This is a genomic window from Myroides sp., assembly GCF_032073645.1.
GTDB lineage: Bacteria > Bacteroidota > Bacteroidia > Flavobacteriales > Flavobacteriaceae > Flavobacterium > Flavobacterium odoratimimum.
Map to the genome: position 1 here is coordinate 1 of NZ_DAMANB010000019.1, position 20,574 is coordinate 20,574.

Genomic DNA, 20,574 nt, shown 5'->3' on the forward strand with positions numbered 1-20,574 from the left:
GGATAATGTAGAAGAATAATTAGATCTCACTAGATGTACTTGCTCGGGTGCATACTTATTAACTACCAACTAAGACACTATATAAAAAATCTACACTTTTATTATCATTTCAGTTTTTCAATCATTTCAGTAGCTTAAGAAAAAACGTACGCAATAACATATTGAAAGTTTTTATAAGCCCCCCTTTACTGGCACACACATCTATTTTATACTGATAAAAACAATACTCTCTACCTATTTAATTACTATTATATATAGAAAGACTTATCGTCATTCCTAACGCATTGAAAACTTTTTAGCAATTCTCTATTACAACAATCTTTTAATTAATACATACCAAAAAATTAAAATTTATAAACCAACACACCACTTTTGAATTCCATTCTTACCAATACAATAAGAATGTTCCTCTTGCACTTTCTAGGGGTTTGCTAGGAGATTCCTTGGGCTTTCCTTGCCCAAAAGGCGTTTTTGTCGAAGAAAGGTGCAAGAAACCCTCAAGCATTCCCCTAGCAAGTCTGAACAAAACTATCTTTAACACATCCATAAATATGGATAAGAAATAAAGTTACTACATGATTCTTTTTAAATACGGCATCCCTTATCTACACTAGAAAACTTTTTTCCTATTTAAGTTTTGTTCGGGAATGGTTCGGGTCATGTTCGGTAATCCTTCGGTAAAAAGGGTGTTTTTCCGAACAAAATCAAAACAAACCAATGATTTAGAATTATAAAAAAAGCATCTGTATGACTACAGATGCTCTTCAACAAAACACATTTACACTAACCTAATATATCATTAGACAACCCTATATCTACAGGTCATACTTACTCTTTCCATTGATCATACGAGAGACTATTCCGTTCTCTGAACTCAGCTCAGCGAATAGTACTCCGATAAAATGGATAACTAAATATGTCACGAAGTAATATATAGAGCCAAAATGAATACTCTTTATTTCATTATTATAAGCTGTCTCGATATCTAATGCTAAGACGACTCCAGATACTATAGAGATAACCACACAGACATAGAACACTAAGTATATAACTGCTCTAATACGTGTATTAAGTGTAATTCCTCTCTTAAACGGATTTAAGAACGGTACTCTATCCATCATCCCTAGTATGATTCTCACGAATACTAATCCCATCAAGGTATAACCCAAGTAGACATGCCACTCCCACATAGGAGCACGTAACCGCTTAGCGAGTACGATGGCTTTCTCTTTAGTCATACTAACCTCCTGAGAAGTACAATATTCCATAATGATTTCACTCATGCCTTCTTTATTCAGCCAGGTATAACGCAGCAGTATAGTGATAAGCATACCTAGCATCACGAATGCTATACTCCAGTGCAAAACCCGAAATGCCAAGCTATAGCACTCACCTCTCATTCTCATTTTAATACTTTTAATAAAATTAAATTACCAAATATGTTAATTTAAAACAATTACAATAATCAAATATAGAAATAACAATCAATAACTTCTAAACAAAAGTGAACATAATTTGAAAAAAGTAAAAAAAATGGCTTTTTATACAATATCAAATGATACCATCCGTTATATATCTAGCTAATAAAATGCAGAAAAAATAGATTAACTCTATTATGTCTATTTTTTAAAGTATGTTTGTTAGTCTGCAATATTTTTTTGAAATAAAATATTAATATTTATCTTAAATTTGCAGAGTGAAAAACAAATTGTTATTGAATCAAAAATAAATTGGAATGAAAAAGATATTACTCTTGTTTGTAATACTAATGTCAATTAGTACTTCTTATGGTCAACGAAAATCTAAAAAACAGGAAGAGCCTGTAAAGAAGATTGAGTACCTAGACATTGTTCAAATTCTATCAAATAAAGATGAGCTTAAATTAACTCAAAAACAGGTAGGAGCCTTGACAATCAAAAATGAATACATTAAGCGTGACTTACAGAATCTGAATTCTAAAACAAAGATGCAGGAGGTAGAAAAGAACATGCACCAACGTCAATTATTCGCTGGTTATGACAACTTCGTAAATAGAACACTGAATGAAGACCAATTAGAAAGTTGGAATGTAATTAAAAAAGAAATAGCTGCTAGTGAAGAAGAGAGCACTGATCTAAAAACGGAGATGGCTGCACTAGACTCAGCTTATAAAGCAGAACTAAAAGAAGTATACAGAAAGTACAGCAAAGATCGTAAACTGTACTACGCGAGTAGAAATGTAGTGAGAAAACAATACGATGCAGATAAACTTCGTATCTACAAAAAATACAACCAAGCTGTAGAAGAAGAAGGTGAAGAGGGAGATAAAGTATTAACATTAGAAGAAATCGCGAACTTATATAAAGAATACGACGATTACTACAATGAACCGACACAAGCGAATCCATTAGAATACTTAGATGTAAAAGAAGAATATTCTAATGAGACAGAAGAAATAACATCAGAAGAAGAAGGAGAGTATTAATCTCCTTCTTTTTTTTTGTATTATTTAAATACATTAAAGTACTTTAACAGCCAAAATGTCCGAATACTACCAAAATACAAGTATATTAAGCGCAAAGCTTTCAGTTTTTTTAAGTTACTTTGCATAAAAAATAAATTATGTCTTATATCAGCAAAGTTATTAGTGGAAAATGCCCTAACTGTGGTAAAGAGCACATATTCCATGACAAAGGAAATCCGATTACATTTAAGATGCCGAAAATGACGAAAGAGTGTGGATCTTGTGGATATAACTTCCATAGAGAAACAGGATTTTATTTTGGGGCTATGTATATGAGTTATGCACTTACAGTTGCTGAAATGGTAACGGTGATGGTGCTTCGTCTTATCATCAATCACTTATTTGATTTGAATATCACGATGTTACACGCATTTATTGCAATTGTCTTTGTAATCTTTATTCTGTGGACATTTAACTATCGCTTATCTCGAATCATGTGGTTAAATTTATTTTATAAAAAAGATGAGCAATAGTCTAGGTTTATTAAAATAAAAGTTATTATATTTGCGCCACCTAACAGAGAAACGGGTGTAGTTCAAGGGTAGAATAGCGGTCTCCAAAACCGTTGATGGGGGTTCGAATCCCTCCACCCGTGCAGCGTAAAAAAAGCTCCTTAATATTTACATTAAGGAGCTTTTTATTTTTATATCATTCTCTTATTTTACACATACTTTTTAAGGAACTCTTTCGGAGAGATACCAGTTCTCTTTTTAAACACCTTAGAGAAGTAAGAATAATCATCGTATCCTAGCATCATAGCGATCTCACTAAAGCTTTTGCCTGTATAGATAAGCATACGCTTAGCCTCTAAGACGATTCTGTCTATAATGATATCGGTAGTAGTCTTATCTAATAACGTCTTGCACACGCGATTTAAATGCTTTTGTGTCATATTCATCCATTCTGCATACACTGCAGCCGACTTCTCCGTGCGAAAGTTCTTTTCTAATAGGTTCTCGAAGTGATGTAGATGTTGATTATACTGCAAGTTTGGTACAGCACTAAAGGAGTTCCCTTCTAGTAGCTGTCTATTGCATTCTATATAGAAGAGTGAAGCTAGATTCACGAGAGAGAAGTTCTTCTTCCAGTTGGGCTGGCTTACCTCATCTGTCATTCTCTTCATTAGATTCTCCACTAATACGCTACTCTCTTCATTTAGTAAAAAACCGTTCGGGTAATACGCTGATCTAAATACAGGATACTCGCGTATCGTCTCTCGGACAAAGAATAAATCAAAATACTCTTGAGTGTGAAAAAAGATATAACCATCTATATCCTCTGATAAGATCCAACTATGCGTCTGCCCAGGTGCTAGCATGAATACCATACCAGGCTGTATCTCATAGCTCTGAAAGTCTATCTCGTGGTTACCACTCCCCTTGGTAAAAATCATACAAACATAGAAATCATGTCGATGTGGTTTTTCCACATGATCGTGATTTGTGATAAGGTGTTGTGGTATCGTATTGGCATAAAAATCAGCTCCTTTAACCTCCTCAGTCAAATCTCGCATTTGTAAAATAGTAATATCTTTCATCAATCTAATATATGGTCAAACAAAAATAGTATTTTTAGTTTACACTAAATAATTCTTATGCTAATGGCTTATGTCCTAGCTACTGTTCTACATTATCTATTTAAAAAACAAAAAGTCTCTATAATACGCTAGTACACACTTGATCAAGAACTAAGCGTGAATATTATCCAAAAAGTCTACTGTACAACAAACAAAGTTTTGAGTAAACTTTACTATCTTTAGCACTCGTTAAAATAAATAATTGTTATGAAATATATTCTACCTATTCTTATGGTATTAGGGCTAGCCTCATGTGGAGGTGGTGAAACTAAAAAAACAGATCTTGAGACTATCGATAAACAATCTGCAAGAGAAGTAACAATCAAGTCTGTAGTAGCAGGAGATAGTATCCTACATATCACAAGTCAAAAAATATGGGCGAATGGTCAACTAGTAACACAAAAAACGGACACGATCAAAACAGCAAAAGAAGTAAGCGCATGGGGAGATACTAAGCCTACTTCTCTAGTAAAAGTGCCGATTTATGTAACTGTAGAATAATAATATCATGAATAGAAAAAGTAGTAAAGCAGTGAGTCTAGTACTTATCACAGCAGCATTAGCTTCATGCTCTAAGACTCCTGATAAACAAGAAGAAAAAGAACAAGCACAGAAGGTATATATGAGAGCAGATAGCTCTGCACCTTATACGGATGTGACTCAACAATATAATCAACAACGCCATCACAGTGGAGGTGGTATGGGAACTGCGCTACTATGGTATATGGCCTTCAGACCACTAATGGGTGGAGGTATGGGATATGCTAGTAATGGACTCTCTCACCAAGCTAATGTAGGTACGAATACGTCTAAATCTAATGCTGTAAAGACACATAAGTCAGCTAGAGGAGGTTTTGGTAATACTTCTAAGTCATCTACTGTTAGTTCATAATCTATGAGAATAAAATACCTAACAGCTGATGCAAATTGGCAAAAGAGATTAGAAGACAACGGTTTTGGATTTCACACGGATGAGAATAATATCCCTTACTGGATAGAACACTACTATTACAGTATAGAGCCAGCATTCGCTGACGAGATATACAATGCCACTACTGAGCTATGGCAGATGTGTCTAGAAGCAGTAGATCATGTGATCACACATAATCTATTTGATCAATTTCAGATTCCGATCTTCTTTCACGATCATATAAAGCAGTCATGGGAGAACGATGCTCCAAGTATCTATGGTCGTTTTGACTTTGTCTTCGATGAGAAAAAACAACAACTGAAAGTATTAGAGTTTAATGCAGATACTCCTACTTCTCTGTATGAAACAGGAGTGACACAGTGGCAATGGATGCAACATTACTTCGGTGAACGCAAAGACCAGTTTAACTCTGTACACGATCAATTAATCGCTTCATGGCGTGATCTAAAGCCTTATCTTAAAGGGGACACTCTACACTTCAGTTGTATGCGTGAGACCTTAGAGGATCTAACGAATATAGAATACCTAAGAGACACTGCTATACAAGCTGGTATCAACACAAAGCTAATCTTCATAGATGATATCGGATGGAATGGGGTTAACTTTACAGACCTAGAAGAAGAGACGATAACTGATATATTTAAGCTATATCCGTGGGAATGGTTGGTATATGAGCCATTTGCGCTACATATACCGAATGACGAAGCACAAGCGAACTGGATAGAACCGTCATGGAAGATGATCTTATCTAATAAGGCTATCATGGCTGTACTGTGGAAGCTGTATCCTAACCATCCACTACTACTAGAGACCTACTTCGATACACCTAATGGGATGCGTGACTATGTAAAGAAACCTTTACTCTCAAGAGAAGGTGCTAATGTAACGCTATACCAGCATGGAGCTATCGTAGAAGCTACTCCTGGAGATTATGGAGAAGAAGGCTATATCTGTCAAGAGTTAGCTCACTTACACCAAGAGTCAACAGGATATTCTATTATCGGAAGCTGGATCATAGGTCAAGAATCATGTGGGATTACATTCCGAGAAAGTAATAATCGAATCACAACAGACAAAAGCAGATTTATACCTCATATCATAGAAGAACCATAAGGATAAATCTTTATAATATTATATCTTGCTACCGTATATGGATAAGTTCTATATACGGTAGCTAACTTTTAACACCAGACAGATGACTCCTGAATTTATATACGACAAACAATACAGTAACACTGTATTTAACTATAACGATATCTCATTTAAAGAATTTGAGAATTGTAAGTTTGAAAACTGTGATCTGAGCGCTTGTTCATTCTTAGCTACTCTTTTTATAGACTGTGATTTTATCAACTGCAATTTTAAAGATGCAGAGGTGAACTATGTAGGACTGCGCAATGTCAACTTTACAGCTTGTAACTTTACACGTGTAAACTTCGCCATGATAGACCAGACTATATTCGAATTTACCTTTACAGATTGTAATTTAGAATTAACTCAGTTCTATGGATTAAAGCTTAAAAAGCAACTGTTTTCTAACTGTAGTCTAATCAGTGCTGATTTCTCTGATACAGATCTGAGTATGGCACTGTTTGACAACTGTAACTTACACCGTGCAGTATTTCACAAAGCTAATGCAGAGAAAGCGGACTTCTATACGAGTTATAACTATGATATAGACCCACAGTTCACTAAGATTAAAAAAGCAATATTCTCTATGGACGGATTAGCTGGTTTATTAACAAAGCATCAATTAGTTTTAAAGTAATTCATAATAATTACAAAAACATAAAGATAAATTAGTACTTTTAAGTATTAATTTATCTTTATTAAAAAATGAAATTATCAAAACGTGTCAAAATCCTTTTAATAATTGGTATCAGTCTACTAGGACTATATCAGGTAGGGAGATATGCATTAAACCGTTTTATATATAAACACTTACCAGAGATCATCGCAGAGAAGAATGATACTCCTTATGATCTAACGTATGAGGACATCAGCTATTATCCTGCCTTAAGAAGACTAACTGTCTCTGGAATCACAGTCACTCCTAAAGATACTACTACTCACCCTAATCTTACTTATATCAGTGCAAGACTAGATAAAATAGTGATTCAAGGGGTAGCTATCAAAGAATTGCTGCAGAACAAGAATCTACGTGCAAACAAAATCAAACTAAGTCATCCTAGTATAGTGATGATTAAAGGAGATAGTGTCGTGCAGAAGCAAGCTAAAATAAACGTAAAAAATGATATAGATATAGAATCTATTATCGTAGAGCATGCTCATGTCTTAATAAAAGACAGAAAGAGTAATACAAGACTAAATGAGGTCTATAACTTCAATGCAACAATCAGAGGAGTACATTTCGGTGAAGAAATCGTAGAGAAGGCAATACCTTTTAGTTATGACTCTTATGTGATGACTACTGACTCTATCTATAGTAAGCTGAATGAGTGGCATAAGTTCACCATCGGTAAGATTATCATAGAACCAACAGCGCTAGAGATGCACAAGCTATCTGTAAAGCCGTTCTCAGAGACTGTCGAGTCAAAAGAATTAGCTAAGAATTTATTGTCTGTAGATATTCCACAGCTAAAGCTGACTGGGACAGACTGGGGGTATAAAAATGAGCAAGACTTCTACCTTGACATTGCTTCTATAAAGACAGACTCTACAGCGATCACTATCAAAAACAACAAACTCAAACAAGATATCAAAGTAGCAGAAAAACAACCTACTAAAAAAACTAAAAAGCAGAAAAAGCAAGAGGTGGCAGTGGTATATGATACATTGCCTGCACTAGTTCCATTTGCTTTGAAGATAGGCGACATTAAGATTAACAAATTATCATTAGATGCATTAGACACTTGGAATACATCTAAGACTAATATAGTCTTAACGGATATCAACAATAAGGTAGGAGAACAACTAAAAGTAGCTAAAATAGCGATAGACTCTCCTGTTATCACCTATACTCCTAATGATGTAAAGAGTAAACCTAAAACTACTGCTAAATTACTGTCGGATTATATCACATTAGATTCATTAGTGCTGCGCAAGGCTACTTTTCAAATACACGATAGAAAGACAAATAGCAACAGCTTAAAGGTGAATAATATCAATGCTGTGATAGCAGATATACGCATTGATAAAAACACTGGTGGAAATAAGATTCCTTTTACTTATGGCAAGACTACGCTATCCTCTGGAGCGATTACATACGATACGAAGAAATATTATGATATAAGTGTAGACTCTCTATCTATCGATAATAAAGAGCTAAAACTGGCTAACTTCAATATGAAGCCAAAGTACTCTAGAAAGAAGACAGTAAGCATGTTTAGATATGCAGATGATATCTTCACACTACATGCCAAAGAGATAGCTCTAAAGAATTATAACTATGACTTCGATACCAAAGGAACACTACTGTTTAAAACAGAACAGATCAACATCAATCAACTTGATGCTAATATCTTTAGAGATAAGGCTCCTACATTCAATATGAGTATCAAGCCCATGTTTAGTAAAAAGCTGAGAGATCTAAAATTCGGATTAGAGGTAAACAATGTTGCGATACGCAACTCTAAACTAGTCTATGAAGAGACGGACCCTAAAGCAGTAGCTCCGGGTAAGATTATGTTCCACAACTTCAATGCGACTATTAAGAATATATATAGTGGATATGGTGTCACTAAAGTACCTACTACTACGATAGCTGTCAATGCGAGGTTTATGAACGCAGCTCCACTGCGTGTGGACTGGTCTTTCAATGTACTTAACAGAAGAGATAACTTCAATATACAAGGTAAGATTACGAACTTCCCAGCTAATTCTATGCGCCCGTTCTTACAGCCTTATGTCAAGGCTAATACAGAAGGTAGTATCAGTCTAGTCACTTTTAACTTCACTGGTAATAATACTTCTGCGACAGGAACCTATGGTATGCAATATGAGGATCTCAAAGTAACTATCTATAAGAAAGATGGGCAGCAAAAGAAAAAGTTCTTATCTGCTGTGGGGAATATGTTTATCCGAAAGAACACTAAGGATGAAGTCAAGACAGTTAATATTAAAAAAGTAGATAGAGTCCAAGAGAAGTCTTTTTTCAATTATCTTTGGTTATGCATAATGCAAGGTTTAAAACAAACCGTCTTATAGTACAACACCACAAAACAAAAAGATATGAAAACAGCATTCATTACAGGAGCGACATCAGGTATAGGAAAAGCAACAGCGCAAGCCTTAGCTGCTAATCACAGACTAATCTTGTGTGGGAGAAATAAAGAGAACTTAGCTGCCATAGAGCGTGAACTAGCAGAGCAGACAGAAGTGATGACACTAACCTTCGATGTGAGTGATAAAGAAGCTACCTTTAAGGCAATAGCCTCTCTTCCGACTGCATGGCAAGATATAGATGTGCTAATCAATAACGCTGGAAATGCTCACGGATTAGCTACTTTCCAAGAAGCTTCTCTAGAGGACTTAGAAGCTATGATAGATATCAATGTAAAGGGAATAATCTATGTGACTAAAGCTATTGTTCCTCTTATGATCAAAAGACAATATGGACATATCGTCAATCTATCTTCTATCGCAGGGAAAGAGTCATACCAAAACGGTACAATCTACTGTGCTTCTAAGGCTGCTGTAGAGGCATTCTCTAAAGGACTGAGATATGATTTATTATCTGATGGAATTAAGGTAACTAATGTAGCTCCTGGGGCAGTAGAAACAGACTTCTCCCTAATCCGATTTAAAGGAGATAGCGATAGAGCAGCAAAGGTATATGAAGGGTATACTCCATTAGTAGCAGAAGATATAGCGAATGCTATAGCTTATATCGTCAACCAACCTGAACATGTACAAATAGCTGATATTACAGTATTTCCGAAGGCTCAAGCTGGTGCAACAACCATTCATAAAAAATTGTAAAAATTATCATATTAATCATCCCAAAACTAATACATTTGCAGAGGAATTACAGTATGTTAATCTTCTATTAGAATGAAACAAATCTTAGCAATAAGTCTCTTATTAGGGCTGAGTTGCACATCTAGTTGGGCTTATAAAAGTACCTACTCACACATCAATGTACAGTTAGAGGAAAGTGTAAAACTAGACACCGTCTATCTCGACTTAAAAAATGATCCAGACTTTAAGTTTCAAAACAACTTAAGATGGTATCAAGATAAGAAGTTGGAATTGTTTGGAATCAAAACCAATAAGAATGAAATCTTCATCGAGCCTCTTTTCTATCAAATAGAATCTTTTATAGAAGGAATATCTATCGTGTCTATGGACAACTTCCAAGGCGCAATAAATGATAAAGGAGAAGTGATTATTCCTTTTGCTTATGAAGAACTACAGACGAGTAGTGAGTACAAAATAGCCTTCTTAGAAGGTGGCAAGTGGGGATTCTTCAACACAGAAGGTAAAAAGATTATCTCTGCTCAATATGATTATGTAGGAAGCTACTCTGATGGATTAGCATTAGCTTCTAAAGATCAATTGTTTGGTTATATCGATCACAAAGGAAGAGTAGTCATCCCTTTTCAATATGACTACGCTAGTAACTTCGAAGATGGACAAGCACAAGTAGAACTAAAATTTGAATCTTTTACGATTGATAAAAAAGGAACTAAGGTATCTTATTAAAATAAAAAACGGTAAGCTGTACAAGGCTTACCGTTTTTGTATACTAGAATTTCATAGCAAAAAAGCGTATTCTAAGTATTTGTAGTAATTGATTCATACTATTGAAACTACCCCACGATAATCTAAATAGTATGTAGTCATCTGAAAACTCCAACTAACCAATTTATATATTAAAGTCCATTAAACTTCACTCCTAACATAAACCATCTACCAGGCATAGGTACTGCACCTGCCTCTATATAAGTCGTATCAAATATATTCTGAGCATCTAGATAGATACTATATTTCTTTAGATTATAGTTGATTCTTACATCTGTAATCCAATAGTTCTTATAACTGATGCGCTCATTAAAACGATTAGCCAGTGTAGCACTAAACTTATTATAAGTATAATTAACTGTTCCGACTAACTGATGTCTTAAACTCTCTATCGCATACTTAGAGATCTTATCTTCTCCTTTATTCTCCACTTTAGGAGATAAATAAGTATATGATAATCCTAAATCCCAATAAGACTTCTCTGATCCTACTTTATACTTTAATGCTGTATTAAATCCTTTAGTCTTATTCTTAGAAGCATTATATGGCTGATATGGCACTGTCGTATCTACTCTTATCCAATCGATAAAGTCATCAATATCTCTATAAAAAGCAAAAGCCTCTGCTCTAAATCCTTTATTGACATACTTCCCTCCTAATTCTATCTGATAAGCTTTTTCTGGTAATAGATCAGGATTACCTATATTACCAGGGCGTTGATCTAAATACAAATCTGTAAAAGAAGGTATTCTACTTGCTGTACCAGCATTAAACATCGCTTTCCAATGTTCATTAAAGGTATAACTAGCGTCTATCCCTGGGAAAACTTCCCATCCATACTTCGTATTATAATTAACATAAGCCCCTAGATTTACATCTAATCGATCAAAGAACTCACGTTGTATCTCAGCGTACAATCCATAGTTACTCTTGCTGTGATCCCCGATATTAGTAGAGTTAATCTCTTCATACCTCATCTCTCCTCCAAAAGATACCTTACCAAAATCTGCTAAGTACTCTCCTCTAATATTACTAGTAATCGCATGTGAGTAATGACGGCTACGTGCCTTACTTAACTCCTGTCTGAAGTAACGATAATCATCAAAGTTATATCTGTAAGCTACACTAGGCATTAATGTAAAACGGTCAGTTAAATAATGACGTGAACTCAGATTTACCATTGATGTAGAAACTACTTCTTTTGACTCTTTATCTCCAGGAGCAGCATAGAATCCATTTGCTCCAAAAGAACTTCTAGCATGACCTGCAAGTACCATAATAGCATTATTCTCATTAGGGGTATAATTCCCTTGATAAAAGATCTTATTGTTATTAAAAGCAGTGTTATAACGAGTACCATTACCCGAGTCATGGCTACCAAATAACATATGATTGTCTTTTTTGCGTACAAGTGTACCTCCTAATTGAATACCTCGGTTATTAAATAACTCTCCATGATCGCCTTCTTTATCTTTCTTTAAGCTACTTCCGATATACGTATTAGCAAAAAGACCATCTTTTTTAGGGTTCTTCGTTACGATATTTACAACTCCTGTCAGGCTGTTCACACCATATAGACGAGCAGAAGGTCCACGTACTATCTCTATACGTTCAATCGCTTCTAAAGGAATTGGTACGTTAAGACTATTATGCCCTGTCTGTGGATCTGAAATCTTCTGTCCATTAAGCAACAATACATTCTGCTCAAAGCTACCTCCGTCAATACTAAAGTCTGATTGTGTTCCAAATGGACCTCTCTGACGAATATCAACACCAGTAGCATAAGTCAACAACTCATTAATAGACGACACAGGTAATTGTTTTATCTGTTCTTGATTAATAAATGTAATATTTCTATTCTTCAGCGAACTTGGCAACTGTAATCGTTGATTATAGATTACTATTTCTTCTATTTTATCTTCAAGGGTATTTTCTGTCTTAGTTTGTCCTTGCACTTGTACAGTAAAAACAGTACTTAACAAGGCTAAAATGACATAATTATTCTTCATTTCAGGTAGTTTATTTACGCAAAACTATTCTTATTCCTTTCTTATATACTAGTCCACTTTTAAAATAACAACTAGTCCGGCCTACAGTACTCCAAAACGAGGTTTATAGAACATTTTAAGAATAAACAACAAATTATTCACTATATTATATTAAATTCGCAGTATAATATATAAAAACATGAAACATTTAATCTTCAGTTTTTTGAGTATACTTGTCCTTACTTCTTGTAAAAAGGCAAATACTATGGCAGAAACTTTGATTCTCAATGATACCATCAAGGTAGACCCTATGGAGGATCAAATAAAGATACACGTAGATAGTGCATCTATAGTTAGTCTTCCAAAGGATATCCAAAAGTTCTATGTAGAGAACCTATACCAAATCGGTTGGGGAAGAACAAGTAACCGAGAACAACTTCTAAAAGTACTTGACGAAGCATATTTAGATGGAATCAATAACTCAAAGTACAATACTGAAAAAGTTCATCAATTTCACAAAGATTATCAAAGGCTATCAGACCTAGATAAAATACAAGCAGATTTTCTGTTCACTAAAGCATTTTTTAATGCGAGTAAAGACTTGTATAATGGTGTACAAAATCCTAGAAGATTATACAATGACTGGGATATGTTTCCAAAAGAACTAAATACAGCTGCTACAATGCAACTCGCTTTAAGTAGAGGAACAATACAGACGACCTTTGATAGTTTAAGATCACCTCATAAAATATATGTCAATCTAAAAAATAAACTATCAAACCTATATCAACTGAATCAAGATACAATCAAAGCTGTGACAGCTAAGTATAAGTTAAATGATACAGTACCTGAGCTAGTGAATATTAAAAAACATTTAAACTTCTTGAGTTATTACCCTGATAGCCTATCAAAGGACTTTATCAATAACGAAGGAGTCGTAACTGCTTTAAAACAAGTTCAAAAAAATAGTAAACTAGTCGAGAACGGTGTTGCTGATAAGAAAACAATAGAGGCCATCCTAAAAGAAGAAGCTACTGTAAAAGAAAAGCTAGTAGTCAATCTAGAACGTTGGAGATGGTTCCCAAGAGATTTAGGTGATAACTATATCTTAATCAATATAGCTGATTATAGTTTAGTTGCGGTGAAGTCTGGTGATACTGTAAAACAACACAAGGTAATCGTAGGTACGACAGGTCGTAAAACGCCTATACTGAGCTCAGTTCTAAAGACAATTGTGATCAATCCAACATGGACAGTTCCTCCTACCATTCTAAAGAATGACTTAACACCTAAAGCTAGTGCTAACTTAAGTTACTTCTCTAATGCTAGATTTACAATCTACGATAAGAGCACAGGCAAAGTAGTAGCTCCAGAAAACTGGGATTCTAGCAAAGCTTCTTCTTATAGATATGTACAGAAAGCCGGTGTAGGTAACACATTAGGACGTATTAAGTTTATGTTTGATAACAATCACGCAGTGTATTTACATGACACTCCTAATAAAGCTAACTTTAATAGAGCTCAGAGAAGCTTAAGTTCTGGATGTATACGTGTAGAAGATCCTTTTGACCTAGCACAATTTGTATTTGATATACAACAGAATGAGATCTCTCAAGAAGAAATAAAAAAGATTCTTGATTCTCAAAATACTAAGAATATCACAACTAGTAAAGAGGCTGTACACATCCATCAGTTATACTGGACTATACAAGTAGATAACAATGGTAAGATAACTCAGTTTAGAGATGTCTATAAGTTTGATAACGATTTATACACTAAACTACAATAACAAAAAAACACCCATTAAGAATGAAATCTTAATGGGTGTTTTTCTTTATATAAAAGGTCTTACTAAACAAATTTTGACTTTAGCTCATACTGATTACTTGGATAATAAATAAACAGTAAAGATTTGTCTTTAATCATTTCTATTAAATCATCATTTACTTCTACAGGCACAGCTGGGCAACCATAACTACGTCCCAACCTCCCTTGAGCGCGTACTAAATCAGGTGAAGCATAATCCGCTCCATGGATTACAATCGCTCTTTCTCTAGCTTTATCATTAATCCCTGCTTCCAATCCATCTAATCTAAGAGAGAATCCATTTCTTCCGTTATACGTCTCTCCTGTAGTATAAAATCCTAAGCTACTCATATGTGAGTTCACACGATTAGAAAACGTAGTTGCGTATTCTTCTCCTGTCTTCTTGCCATGTGCTACAAGTGATTGTAACAGAACAGCATTCTCTTTCATATCTATCACCCATAGACGAGGCTTAGCTGACGATAAACTAAAGTCAACGATAGTCAACTTCTCATTCTTAATCTTACCTGTTTCTAGCATTTTATAATACCCTTTCAGTGCAGCAGTATATACTGCTCTAGCAGGAGCATTATAATGATTTAATTCTAAACTAGAATACAAACTCTTAGCCGTACTTTCAAAACTATATTCTTCAGAATCTACTGTGTTATCTACAGTTTTTTCAATCACATTTGTATATTCATTCGACGTTGGTAAAGTATTACTTCCTACTACATTCCCAAAAAATGCCATTGAGGCAAATAACCAATAAAAATTCTTTTGTTTCATATAACCTTCTCATTTATAGTCTTTAATTCTAATTTTAGAAACGTAAATTTAAAAAAAATATTATACGACCAAAGGAATTTTTAATAATAAAAGTATTTAATGCCGTTATTTCAAGAATCAAACATTGCCTTTTTTGAATAAGTATGCGTAAATTTGTATAACACAACTAATAATATTTAAAGTTTCACTATTATGAATAAGAAAGTAATATTAATGATTCTAGATGGCTGGGGACAGACTCAAGATCCTAAAGTATCAGCTATCGAGCACGCAAATACGCCATTTATAGACAGTCTATATACTAAATATCCTAATACATTTGTACTTACTGATGGACTAAATGTAGGTCTTCCAAAAGGGCAAATGGGTAACTCTGAAGTAGGACACATGAATCTTGGGGCAGGTAGAATCGTCTATCAAGATCTTGTAAAAATAAATATGGCAGTAGAAGATAACACTATTGCTAAAGAGCCTGCATTACAAGCAGCATTCGAATACGCAAAGACAAACAATAAAAAAGTACACTTCTTAGGACTGCTATCTGATGGTGGAGTACACTCTCATGAGCAACATTTATATGGTCTAGTAGATGCAGCATCAGCTGCAGGAGTATCAGATATCTGTATTCACGCTTTTACAGATGGACGAGATGTAGATCCTAAATCGGGTGCAAATCACGTACAACAACTACAAGACAGACTGAGCTTATCTACTGCTAAACTAGCTTCTGTAATCGGAAGATACTATGCAATGGATAGAGACCAGCGTTGGGAAAGAGTAGCAAAGGCTTACCATCTGTTAGTAAACGGTACAGGTATTCACTCTACTGATGCAGTAAAAAGCATTGAAGCAAGTTATTTAAATAATGTGACTGATGAGTTTATTGAGCCTATTGTAATGGTTGATGAAAACAATCAGCCGATAGGAAAGATTGAAAATGACGATGTAGTGATCTTCTTTAACTTTAGAACGGATAGAGGAAGAGAACTAACACGTGTATTATCTCAAGAAGATCATTCAGATCATGACATGAAGAAACTTGACTTGTACTTTGTAACGCTTACGAACTACGATGATACTTATAAGAATGTACATGTTGTCTATGACAAAGAGAACTTACACAACACATTGGGTGAAGTACTAGAAAAACATAGTAAAAAACAAATACGTATTGCAGAGACAGAAAAATATCCACACGTGACTTTCTTCTTCTCTGGAGGTAGAGAACTTCCATTCGATGGAGAACAGCGTATCTTATGTCCATCTCCTAAGGTAGCTACTTATGACCTTAAGCCTGAGATGAGTGCTTATGACCTTAAAGACGCACTTATTCCTGAATTGAAAAAAGGAGAAGCTGACTTCGTATGTCTAAACTTTGCTAACGGAGATATGGTAGGACACACAGGTGTAATGGAAGCAGCAATCAAAGCATGCGAAGCAGTAGACCAATGTGTAAAAGAAGTAATCACAACTGCTCTTGATAATGGATACACTACGATAGTGTTAGCAGATCATGGTAACTGTGAGGTAATGATCAACCCTGATGGTACTCCCAACACAGCACATACTACTAATCCTGTACCGATCATTATCGTAGACAATGATATCAAAGAGGTAAAGGATGGAGTACTGGGAGACTTAGCTCCTACTATTCTTAAACTAATAGGCATACCTCAACCAGAAGAAATGACTAGACACTCTCTAGTATAATATACAAAAAAAGCCACTCGATGAGTGGCTTTTCTATTTTATATCATAGACATTTACTTTCCTGTAAGCATCTTTTTCTTCATTTTACTAAAAAACTCAGGAGTAACCCCTAAATAAGAAGCTATCTGCTTCTGTGGCAGACAATACTTAATCTCAGGGAAACGCTCTAAAAAGCGTGTATAACGCTCTTCTGCAGGTAGTGATAAGTTGTCCATCAGTCGTTGTTGTGTAGCCACTAGTGACCTCTCTATAAGAACTCTGAAATAACGTTCTATCTTAGGCACTCTATCAAACAAAGCTAATTGATGATCTCTACTCAAAGTCATTACTATCGCATCTTCTACTACTTCTAGATAAGAGTTACCAGGTTTTTGAGATAAATAACTATACATATCAGCTATCCACCATCCAGATGCTGCAAAGCTAACAGTATGTTCTACTGCTTGATCATCTAGACAATAGTTTCGTACGATACCTGAAACGACAAAAGTAGAATTAATACATACTTCTCCTGCACTTAACAGCTTCGTTTTAGCAGGGTAACGAGTTACAGTAAATGACTCTAATATAATCTGTTGTTCCTCTTTAGTCAGAGAAACATGTTTAGCAAAACTCTGTAATAATATATCCACGATGACGAACTTTTATAAAGTATAAAAATAAACAATAATGCTCATGATAACTAAAAAAGCCTCATTACTAAGGCTTTTTTAACGATTATAACTTACGCTAATGCTTCTTTAATTCTTTTGAATGCTTCGATCAACTGGTCTTCACTAGTCGCATACGACATACGTATACAATCAGGATTCCCGAATGCCACTCCTGTTACAGTAGCTACGTGTGCTTTCTCTAACAGATACATAGATAGATCATCCGCATTATTAATCTTTACACCTTGAAGTGTCTTTCCAAAGAAAGAAGATATGTCTGGGAATACATAGAACGCTCCTTCAGGTATATTAATCTTAACTCCTGGAATCTCTTTTAATAACCCTACTACTAGATCTCTTCTATTCTTGAATGCCGCAACCATATCTTTTAATACGCTAGGGTCAGCCTCTACAGCAGTAATAGTAGCTCGTTGTGCAATACTATTAGCACCAGACGTTACTTGTCCTTGCATCTTAGTACATGCTTTAGCGATAAATTCAGGGGCACCGATATATCCGATACGGTATCCTGTCATCGCAAATGCCTTCGCAATACCGTTTACAGTAATCGTACGGTCAATTAAATTACCGATAGTTCCGATACTGCAGTAATTACCTGTAAAGTTGATATGTTCATATATCTCATCTGATAAGATAAAGATATTTGGATATTTCTCTAATACTTTAGCTATAGCTTCGAATTCCTCTTTACTATACACAGAACCACTAGGATTACATGGAGAGCAGAACCATATCATCTTCGTCTTAGGAGTGATAGCTGCTTCTAATTGTTCAGGAGTAATTTTAAAATCACTCTCTATACTAGTAGGTACTTCTACAGGAGTACCCTCAGCCATCTTCACGATTTCAGCATAACTCACCCAGTATGGAGCAGGAATTACTACCTCATCACCAGGGTTGATCATGACATGAGCTACATTGTATAACGATTGTTTAGCACCAGTAGATACAACGATCTGACTCGGTGAATAATTTAAATTATTATCTCTCTTAAACTTATTGCTTATTGCCTCTCTTAGTTCTTTATATCCTTCTACAGGAGGATACTTACTATAGTTATCTTTTACAGCCTGAATAGCAGCTTCTTTGATAAACTCAGGAGCATTAAAATCTGGCTCACCTAGACTCAAACTAATTACGTCTACGCCTTGTTCTTTTAACTCTCTTGCTTTCGCAGCCATTGCTAAGGTCTGTGAAGTAGTCAAATTGTTTATTCTATTAGATAGAAGTTGGTTGCTCATCTTGTTGTGATTTTAATGAAACTTAATCCCAAAGGTAATTATTATATCTCTATTAATCTGTGTTATCTTTTATTTATTCACGATAAAAAGCCTACTTTTGTCAAAATTTACGACATGGAAGAAATCTTAAAATATTTCCCTAATTTAACTCCTGAACAGATTGCTCAATTTGAGAAATTGGAAGAAGTATATACGGATTGGAATGCTAAAATTAACGTTATTTCACGTAAGGATATACATGAGCTATATACGAAGCATGTATTACATTCATTAGGTATCGCTAAGGTTATGGAGTTCCTTCCTGGAGCTAATATACTAGATGTAGGTACTGGTGGAGGTTTCCCTGGTATTCCTTTAGCTATATTATATCCAGAAACTAACTTTTACCTAATCGACATTATCGCGAAGAAGATACGCGTAGTTAATGAAGTAGTAAAAGCGTTAGACTTAAAGAACGTTAAAGCAGAACAAAAACGTGCCGAAACTATAGACGAGAAGTTTGACTTCATCGTAAGTAGAGCTGTTACGAATATGCCTGACTTCGTAGAGTGGATTAGACACAAAACGAAGAAAGAAAACAAGCATGAGTTTGACAATGGTATATTATACCTAAAAGGAGGTGACTTAACAGAAGAGCTTAAGGACTTCCCTAAAGCTGTTCAGTTTGACCTGACTAATATCTTCTCAGATGAATTCTTTGAAACGAAAAAAGTGGTGTACTTACCCTTAAAATATAAAGGATAAAAAGAAAGGGCCGTCTATAAGACAGCCCTTCTTCTTTTATTTACTGTGCTTAACGAATAATAAGCAAGTATTCGTATTTCTGTGTAGCAAGTGGTTTGCCACACTACCTAAGAATATCTCTTTAAATCCTGTAGTCCCCTTCACTCCCAATATCAGCATATCAGCCTTTTTACTGCGCGCATAAGCGATCAAGGATGCTGATATATTGCGCTCTCCAGCAGGCACTATATCAATATCAGAATAAGTAGCGTACTTCTTATTCCATTTCTCTTGTTTTTCTTTGATATCATCCTTCGTTACTTTCTCTAATTCTCTATTCGTCATCGTAGGATAGAACCCCATATAAGACTTAGAGATATGTACTGCAGAATGCTCTATCTTTTGCCCCTTCGAATTATTCTTAAAACGATCTGCCCACATCATAATATCACTCGTATATCGAGAGAAGTCTATCGCATCAATTACTGTTGTGATTGGTACTTTAAACGTATCTGGTACTAATAATAATGCTGAAGGGAATATACGTACCAGCTTATCAGCCAGGGCACCAGTACCCTCTAGTTCCTGTTTATTACCTAATACCATCAGGTCATACGAAGATTTCTTAGCTATATTCATAAAAGCAATCTCTGTATAACTCTCTACTGATACCAAGATTTCGAAATCATAACTCACTCCTGCTTCTGTGAAATACTGAGTAAGCTTATTCTTTATCTTCTCCTTGATAACGACAATGCTCTCTGGTTTAAGTAATTCCTTAGGTAACTCACCTACTTTAAGGTTGTGCACATAGGTTACTTTATTTATATCTAAAATCTGGTCTAGCACCTGCATATATTGCAACAGATATTGATCCATTGTAGACAAGTCTAAACCTACTATTATATCTAATTTTTTATTCTTATCCAT

General features: G+C 34.9%; 19 protein-coding genes and 1 tRNA gene. 13 read left to right on the forward strand and 7 right to left on the reverse strand.

Going from position 1 to position 20,574, the window contains the following annotated elements; genetic code table 11:
* Nucleotides 1-815: 815 nt before the first annotated feature.
* Nucleotides 816-1,406 (reverse strand): cytochrome b/b6 domain-containing protein, encoded by a 591-nt coding sequence (locus RT228_RS13450; protein WP_313138698.1) that lies wholly within the window; start codon nt 1,404-1,406, stop codon nt 816-818.
* A 329-nt stretch (nt 1,407-1,735) separates the two neighbouring features.
* On the opposite strand from RT228_RS13450, the gene RT228_RS13455 reads away from it, so the two are divergent.
* From RT228_RS13455 to RT228_RS13465, 3 genes are all read left to right on the forward strand, one after another.
* Nucleotides 1,736-2,464: a hypothetical protein gene (locus RT228_RS13455; RefSeq protein ID WP_006257458.1), complete on the forward strand. Its 729-nt coding sequence runs from the start codon at nt 1,736-1,738 to the stop codon at nt 2,462-2,464.
* A gap of 137 nt (nt 2,465-2,601) precedes the next feature.
* A complete protein-coding gene (locus RT228_RS13460) occupies nt 2,602-2,976 on the forward strand; it encodes a DUF983 domain-containing protein (RefSeq protein WP_006257459.1) in 375 nt (124 codons plus the stop codon).
* A gap of 51 nt (nt 2,977-3,027) precedes the next feature.
* Nucleotides 3,028-3,098, forward strand: a tRNA-Trp gene (locus RT228_RS13465).
* A gap of 66 nt (nt 3,099-3,164) precedes the next feature.
* Here the strand turns inward: RT228_RS13465 and RT228_RS13470 are convergent.
* Nucleotides 3,165-4,040, reverse strand: a complete 876-nt coding sequence (locus RT228_RS13470; RefSeq protein ID WP_025125650.1) for an AraC family transcriptional regulator — start codon at nt 4,038-4,040, stop codon at nt 3,165-3,167.
* A 246-nt stretch (nt 4,041-4,286) separates the two neighbouring features.
* On the opposite strand from RT228_RS13470, the gene RT228_RS13475 reads away from it, so the two are divergent.
* From RT228_RS13475 to RT228_RS13505, 7 genes are all read left to right on the forward strand, one after another.
* Nucleotides 4,287-4,580: a hypothetical protein gene (locus tag RT228_RS13475; protein ID WP_006257461.1), complete on the forward strand. Its 294-nt coding sequence runs from the start codon at nt 4,287-4,289 to the stop codon at nt 4,578-4,580.
* A 7-nt stretch (nt 4,581-4,587) separates the two neighbouring features.
* Entirely contained in the window at nt 4,588-4,971 is a 384-nt protein-coding gene (locus tag RT228_RS13480) for a hypothetical protein (protein ID WP_313138699.1), read from the forward strand.
* A 3-nt stretch (nt 4,972-4,974) separates the two neighbouring features.
* Nucleotides 4,975-6,123, forward strand: coding sequence for a glutathionylspermidine synthase family protein (locus RT228_RS13485; protein ID WP_313138700.1), 1,149 nt, complete (start codon nt 4,975-4,977; stop codon nt 6,121-6,123).
* Between the two features lie 82 nt (nt 6,124-6,205).
* Nucleotides 6,206-6,778, forward strand: coding sequence for a pentapeptide repeat-containing protein (locus RT228_RS13490; RefSeq protein WP_006262737.1), 573 nt, complete (start codon nt 6,206-6,208; stop codon nt 6,776-6,778).
* A gap of 68 nt (nt 6,779-6,846) precedes the next feature.
* Nucleotides 6,847-9,177, forward strand: coding sequence for a hypothetical protein (locus tag RT228_RS13495; protein WP_313138701.1), 2,331 nt, complete (start codon nt 6,847-6,849; stop codon nt 9,175-9,177).
* A 24-nt stretch (nt 9,178-9,201) separates the two neighbouring features.
* Entirely contained in the window at nt 9,202-9,951 is a 750-nt protein-coding gene (locus tag RT228_RS13500; RefSeq protein WP_006262735.1) for an SDR family NAD(P)-dependent oxidoreductase, read from the forward strand.
* A gap of 72 nt (nt 9,952-10,023) precedes the next feature.
* The gene (locus RT228_RS13505; protein WP_006257467.1) at nt 10,024-10,674 is read left to right on the forward strand and encodes a WG repeat-containing protein; all 651 of its coding nucleotides are present in this window, start codon (nt 10,024-10,026) and stop codon (nt 10,672-10,674) included.
* 170 nt (nt 10,675-10,844) lie between these two features.
* Here the strand turns inward: RT228_RS13505 and RT228_RS13510 are convergent, their stop codons facing one another.
* Nucleotides 10,845-12,722 carry a TonB-dependent receptor plug domain-containing protein gene (locus RT228_RS13510; RefSeq protein ID WP_006262734.1) on the reverse strand — a complete coding sequence of 626 codons (1,878 nt, stop codon included), beginning with the start codon at nt 12,720-12,722 and terminating at the stop codon, nt 10,845-10,847.
* A gap of 244 nt (nt 12,723-12,966) precedes the next feature.
* Between RT228_RS13510 and RT228_RS13515 the strand changes: the two genes are divergently transcribed.
* Entirely contained in the window at nt 12,967-14,490 is a 1,524-nt protein-coding gene (locus RT228_RS13515) for a murein L,D-transpeptidase (protein WP_006262733.1), read from the forward strand.
* A gap of 62 nt (nt 14,491-14,552) precedes the next feature.
* Here the strand turns inward: RT228_RS13515 and RT228_RS13520 are convergent, their stop codons facing one another.
* Nucleotides 14,553-15,296: a murein L,D-transpeptidase catalytic domain family protein gene (locus RT228_RS13520; protein ID WP_058699230.1), complete on the reverse strand. Its 744-nt coding sequence runs from the start codon at nt 15,294-15,296 to the stop codon at nt 14,553-14,555.
* A gap of 192 nt (nt 15,297-15,488) precedes the next feature.
* On the opposite strand from RT228_RS13520, the gene gpmI reads away from it, so the two are divergent.
* The gene (gene gpmI, locus RT228_RS13525) at nt 15,489-17,006 is read left to right on the forward strand and encodes a 2,3-bisphosphoglycerate-independent phosphoglycerate mutase (protein ID WP_006257473.1); all 1,518 of its coding nucleotides are present in this window, start codon (nt 15,489-15,491) and stop codon (nt 17,004-17,006) included.
* 53 nt (nt 17,007-17,059) lie between these two features.
* Here gpmI and RT228_RS13530 read toward each other — a convergent pair whose 3' ends face one another.
* Both RT228_RS13530 and RT228_RS13535 read right to left on the reverse strand, forming a co-directional pair.
* Nucleotides 17,060-17,638, reverse strand: a complete 579-nt coding sequence (locus RT228_RS13530; protein WP_006257474.1) for a Crp/Fnr family transcriptional regulator — start codon at nt 17,636-17,638, stop codon at nt 17,060-17,062.
* A gap of 92 nt (nt 17,639-17,730) precedes the next feature.
* Complete coding sequence (locus tag RT228_RS13535; RefSeq protein ID WP_006262731.1) at nt 17,731-18,921, reverse strand: pyridoxal phosphate-dependent aminotransferase; 1,191 nt, start codon at nt 18,919-18,921, stop codon at nt 17,731-17,733.
* A 114-nt stretch (nt 18,922-19,035) separates the two neighbouring features.
* Here RT228_RS13535 and rsmG point away from each other — a divergent pair, with 114 nt between their 5' ends.
* Complete coding sequence (rsmG, locus tag RT228_RS13540) at nt 19,036-19,665, forward strand: 16S rRNA (guanine(527)-N(7))-methyltransferase RsmG (protein ID WP_006257476.1); 630 nt, start codon at nt 19,036-19,038, stop codon at nt 19,663-19,665.
* A gap of 36 nt (nt 19,666-19,701) precedes the next feature.
* Here the strand turns inward: rsmG and RT228_RS13545 are convergent, their stop codons facing one another.
* Complete coding sequence (locus RT228_RS13545; protein ID WP_006257477.1) at nt 19,702-20,574, reverse strand: universal stress protein; 873 nt, start codon at nt 20,572-20,574, stop codon at nt 19,702-19,704.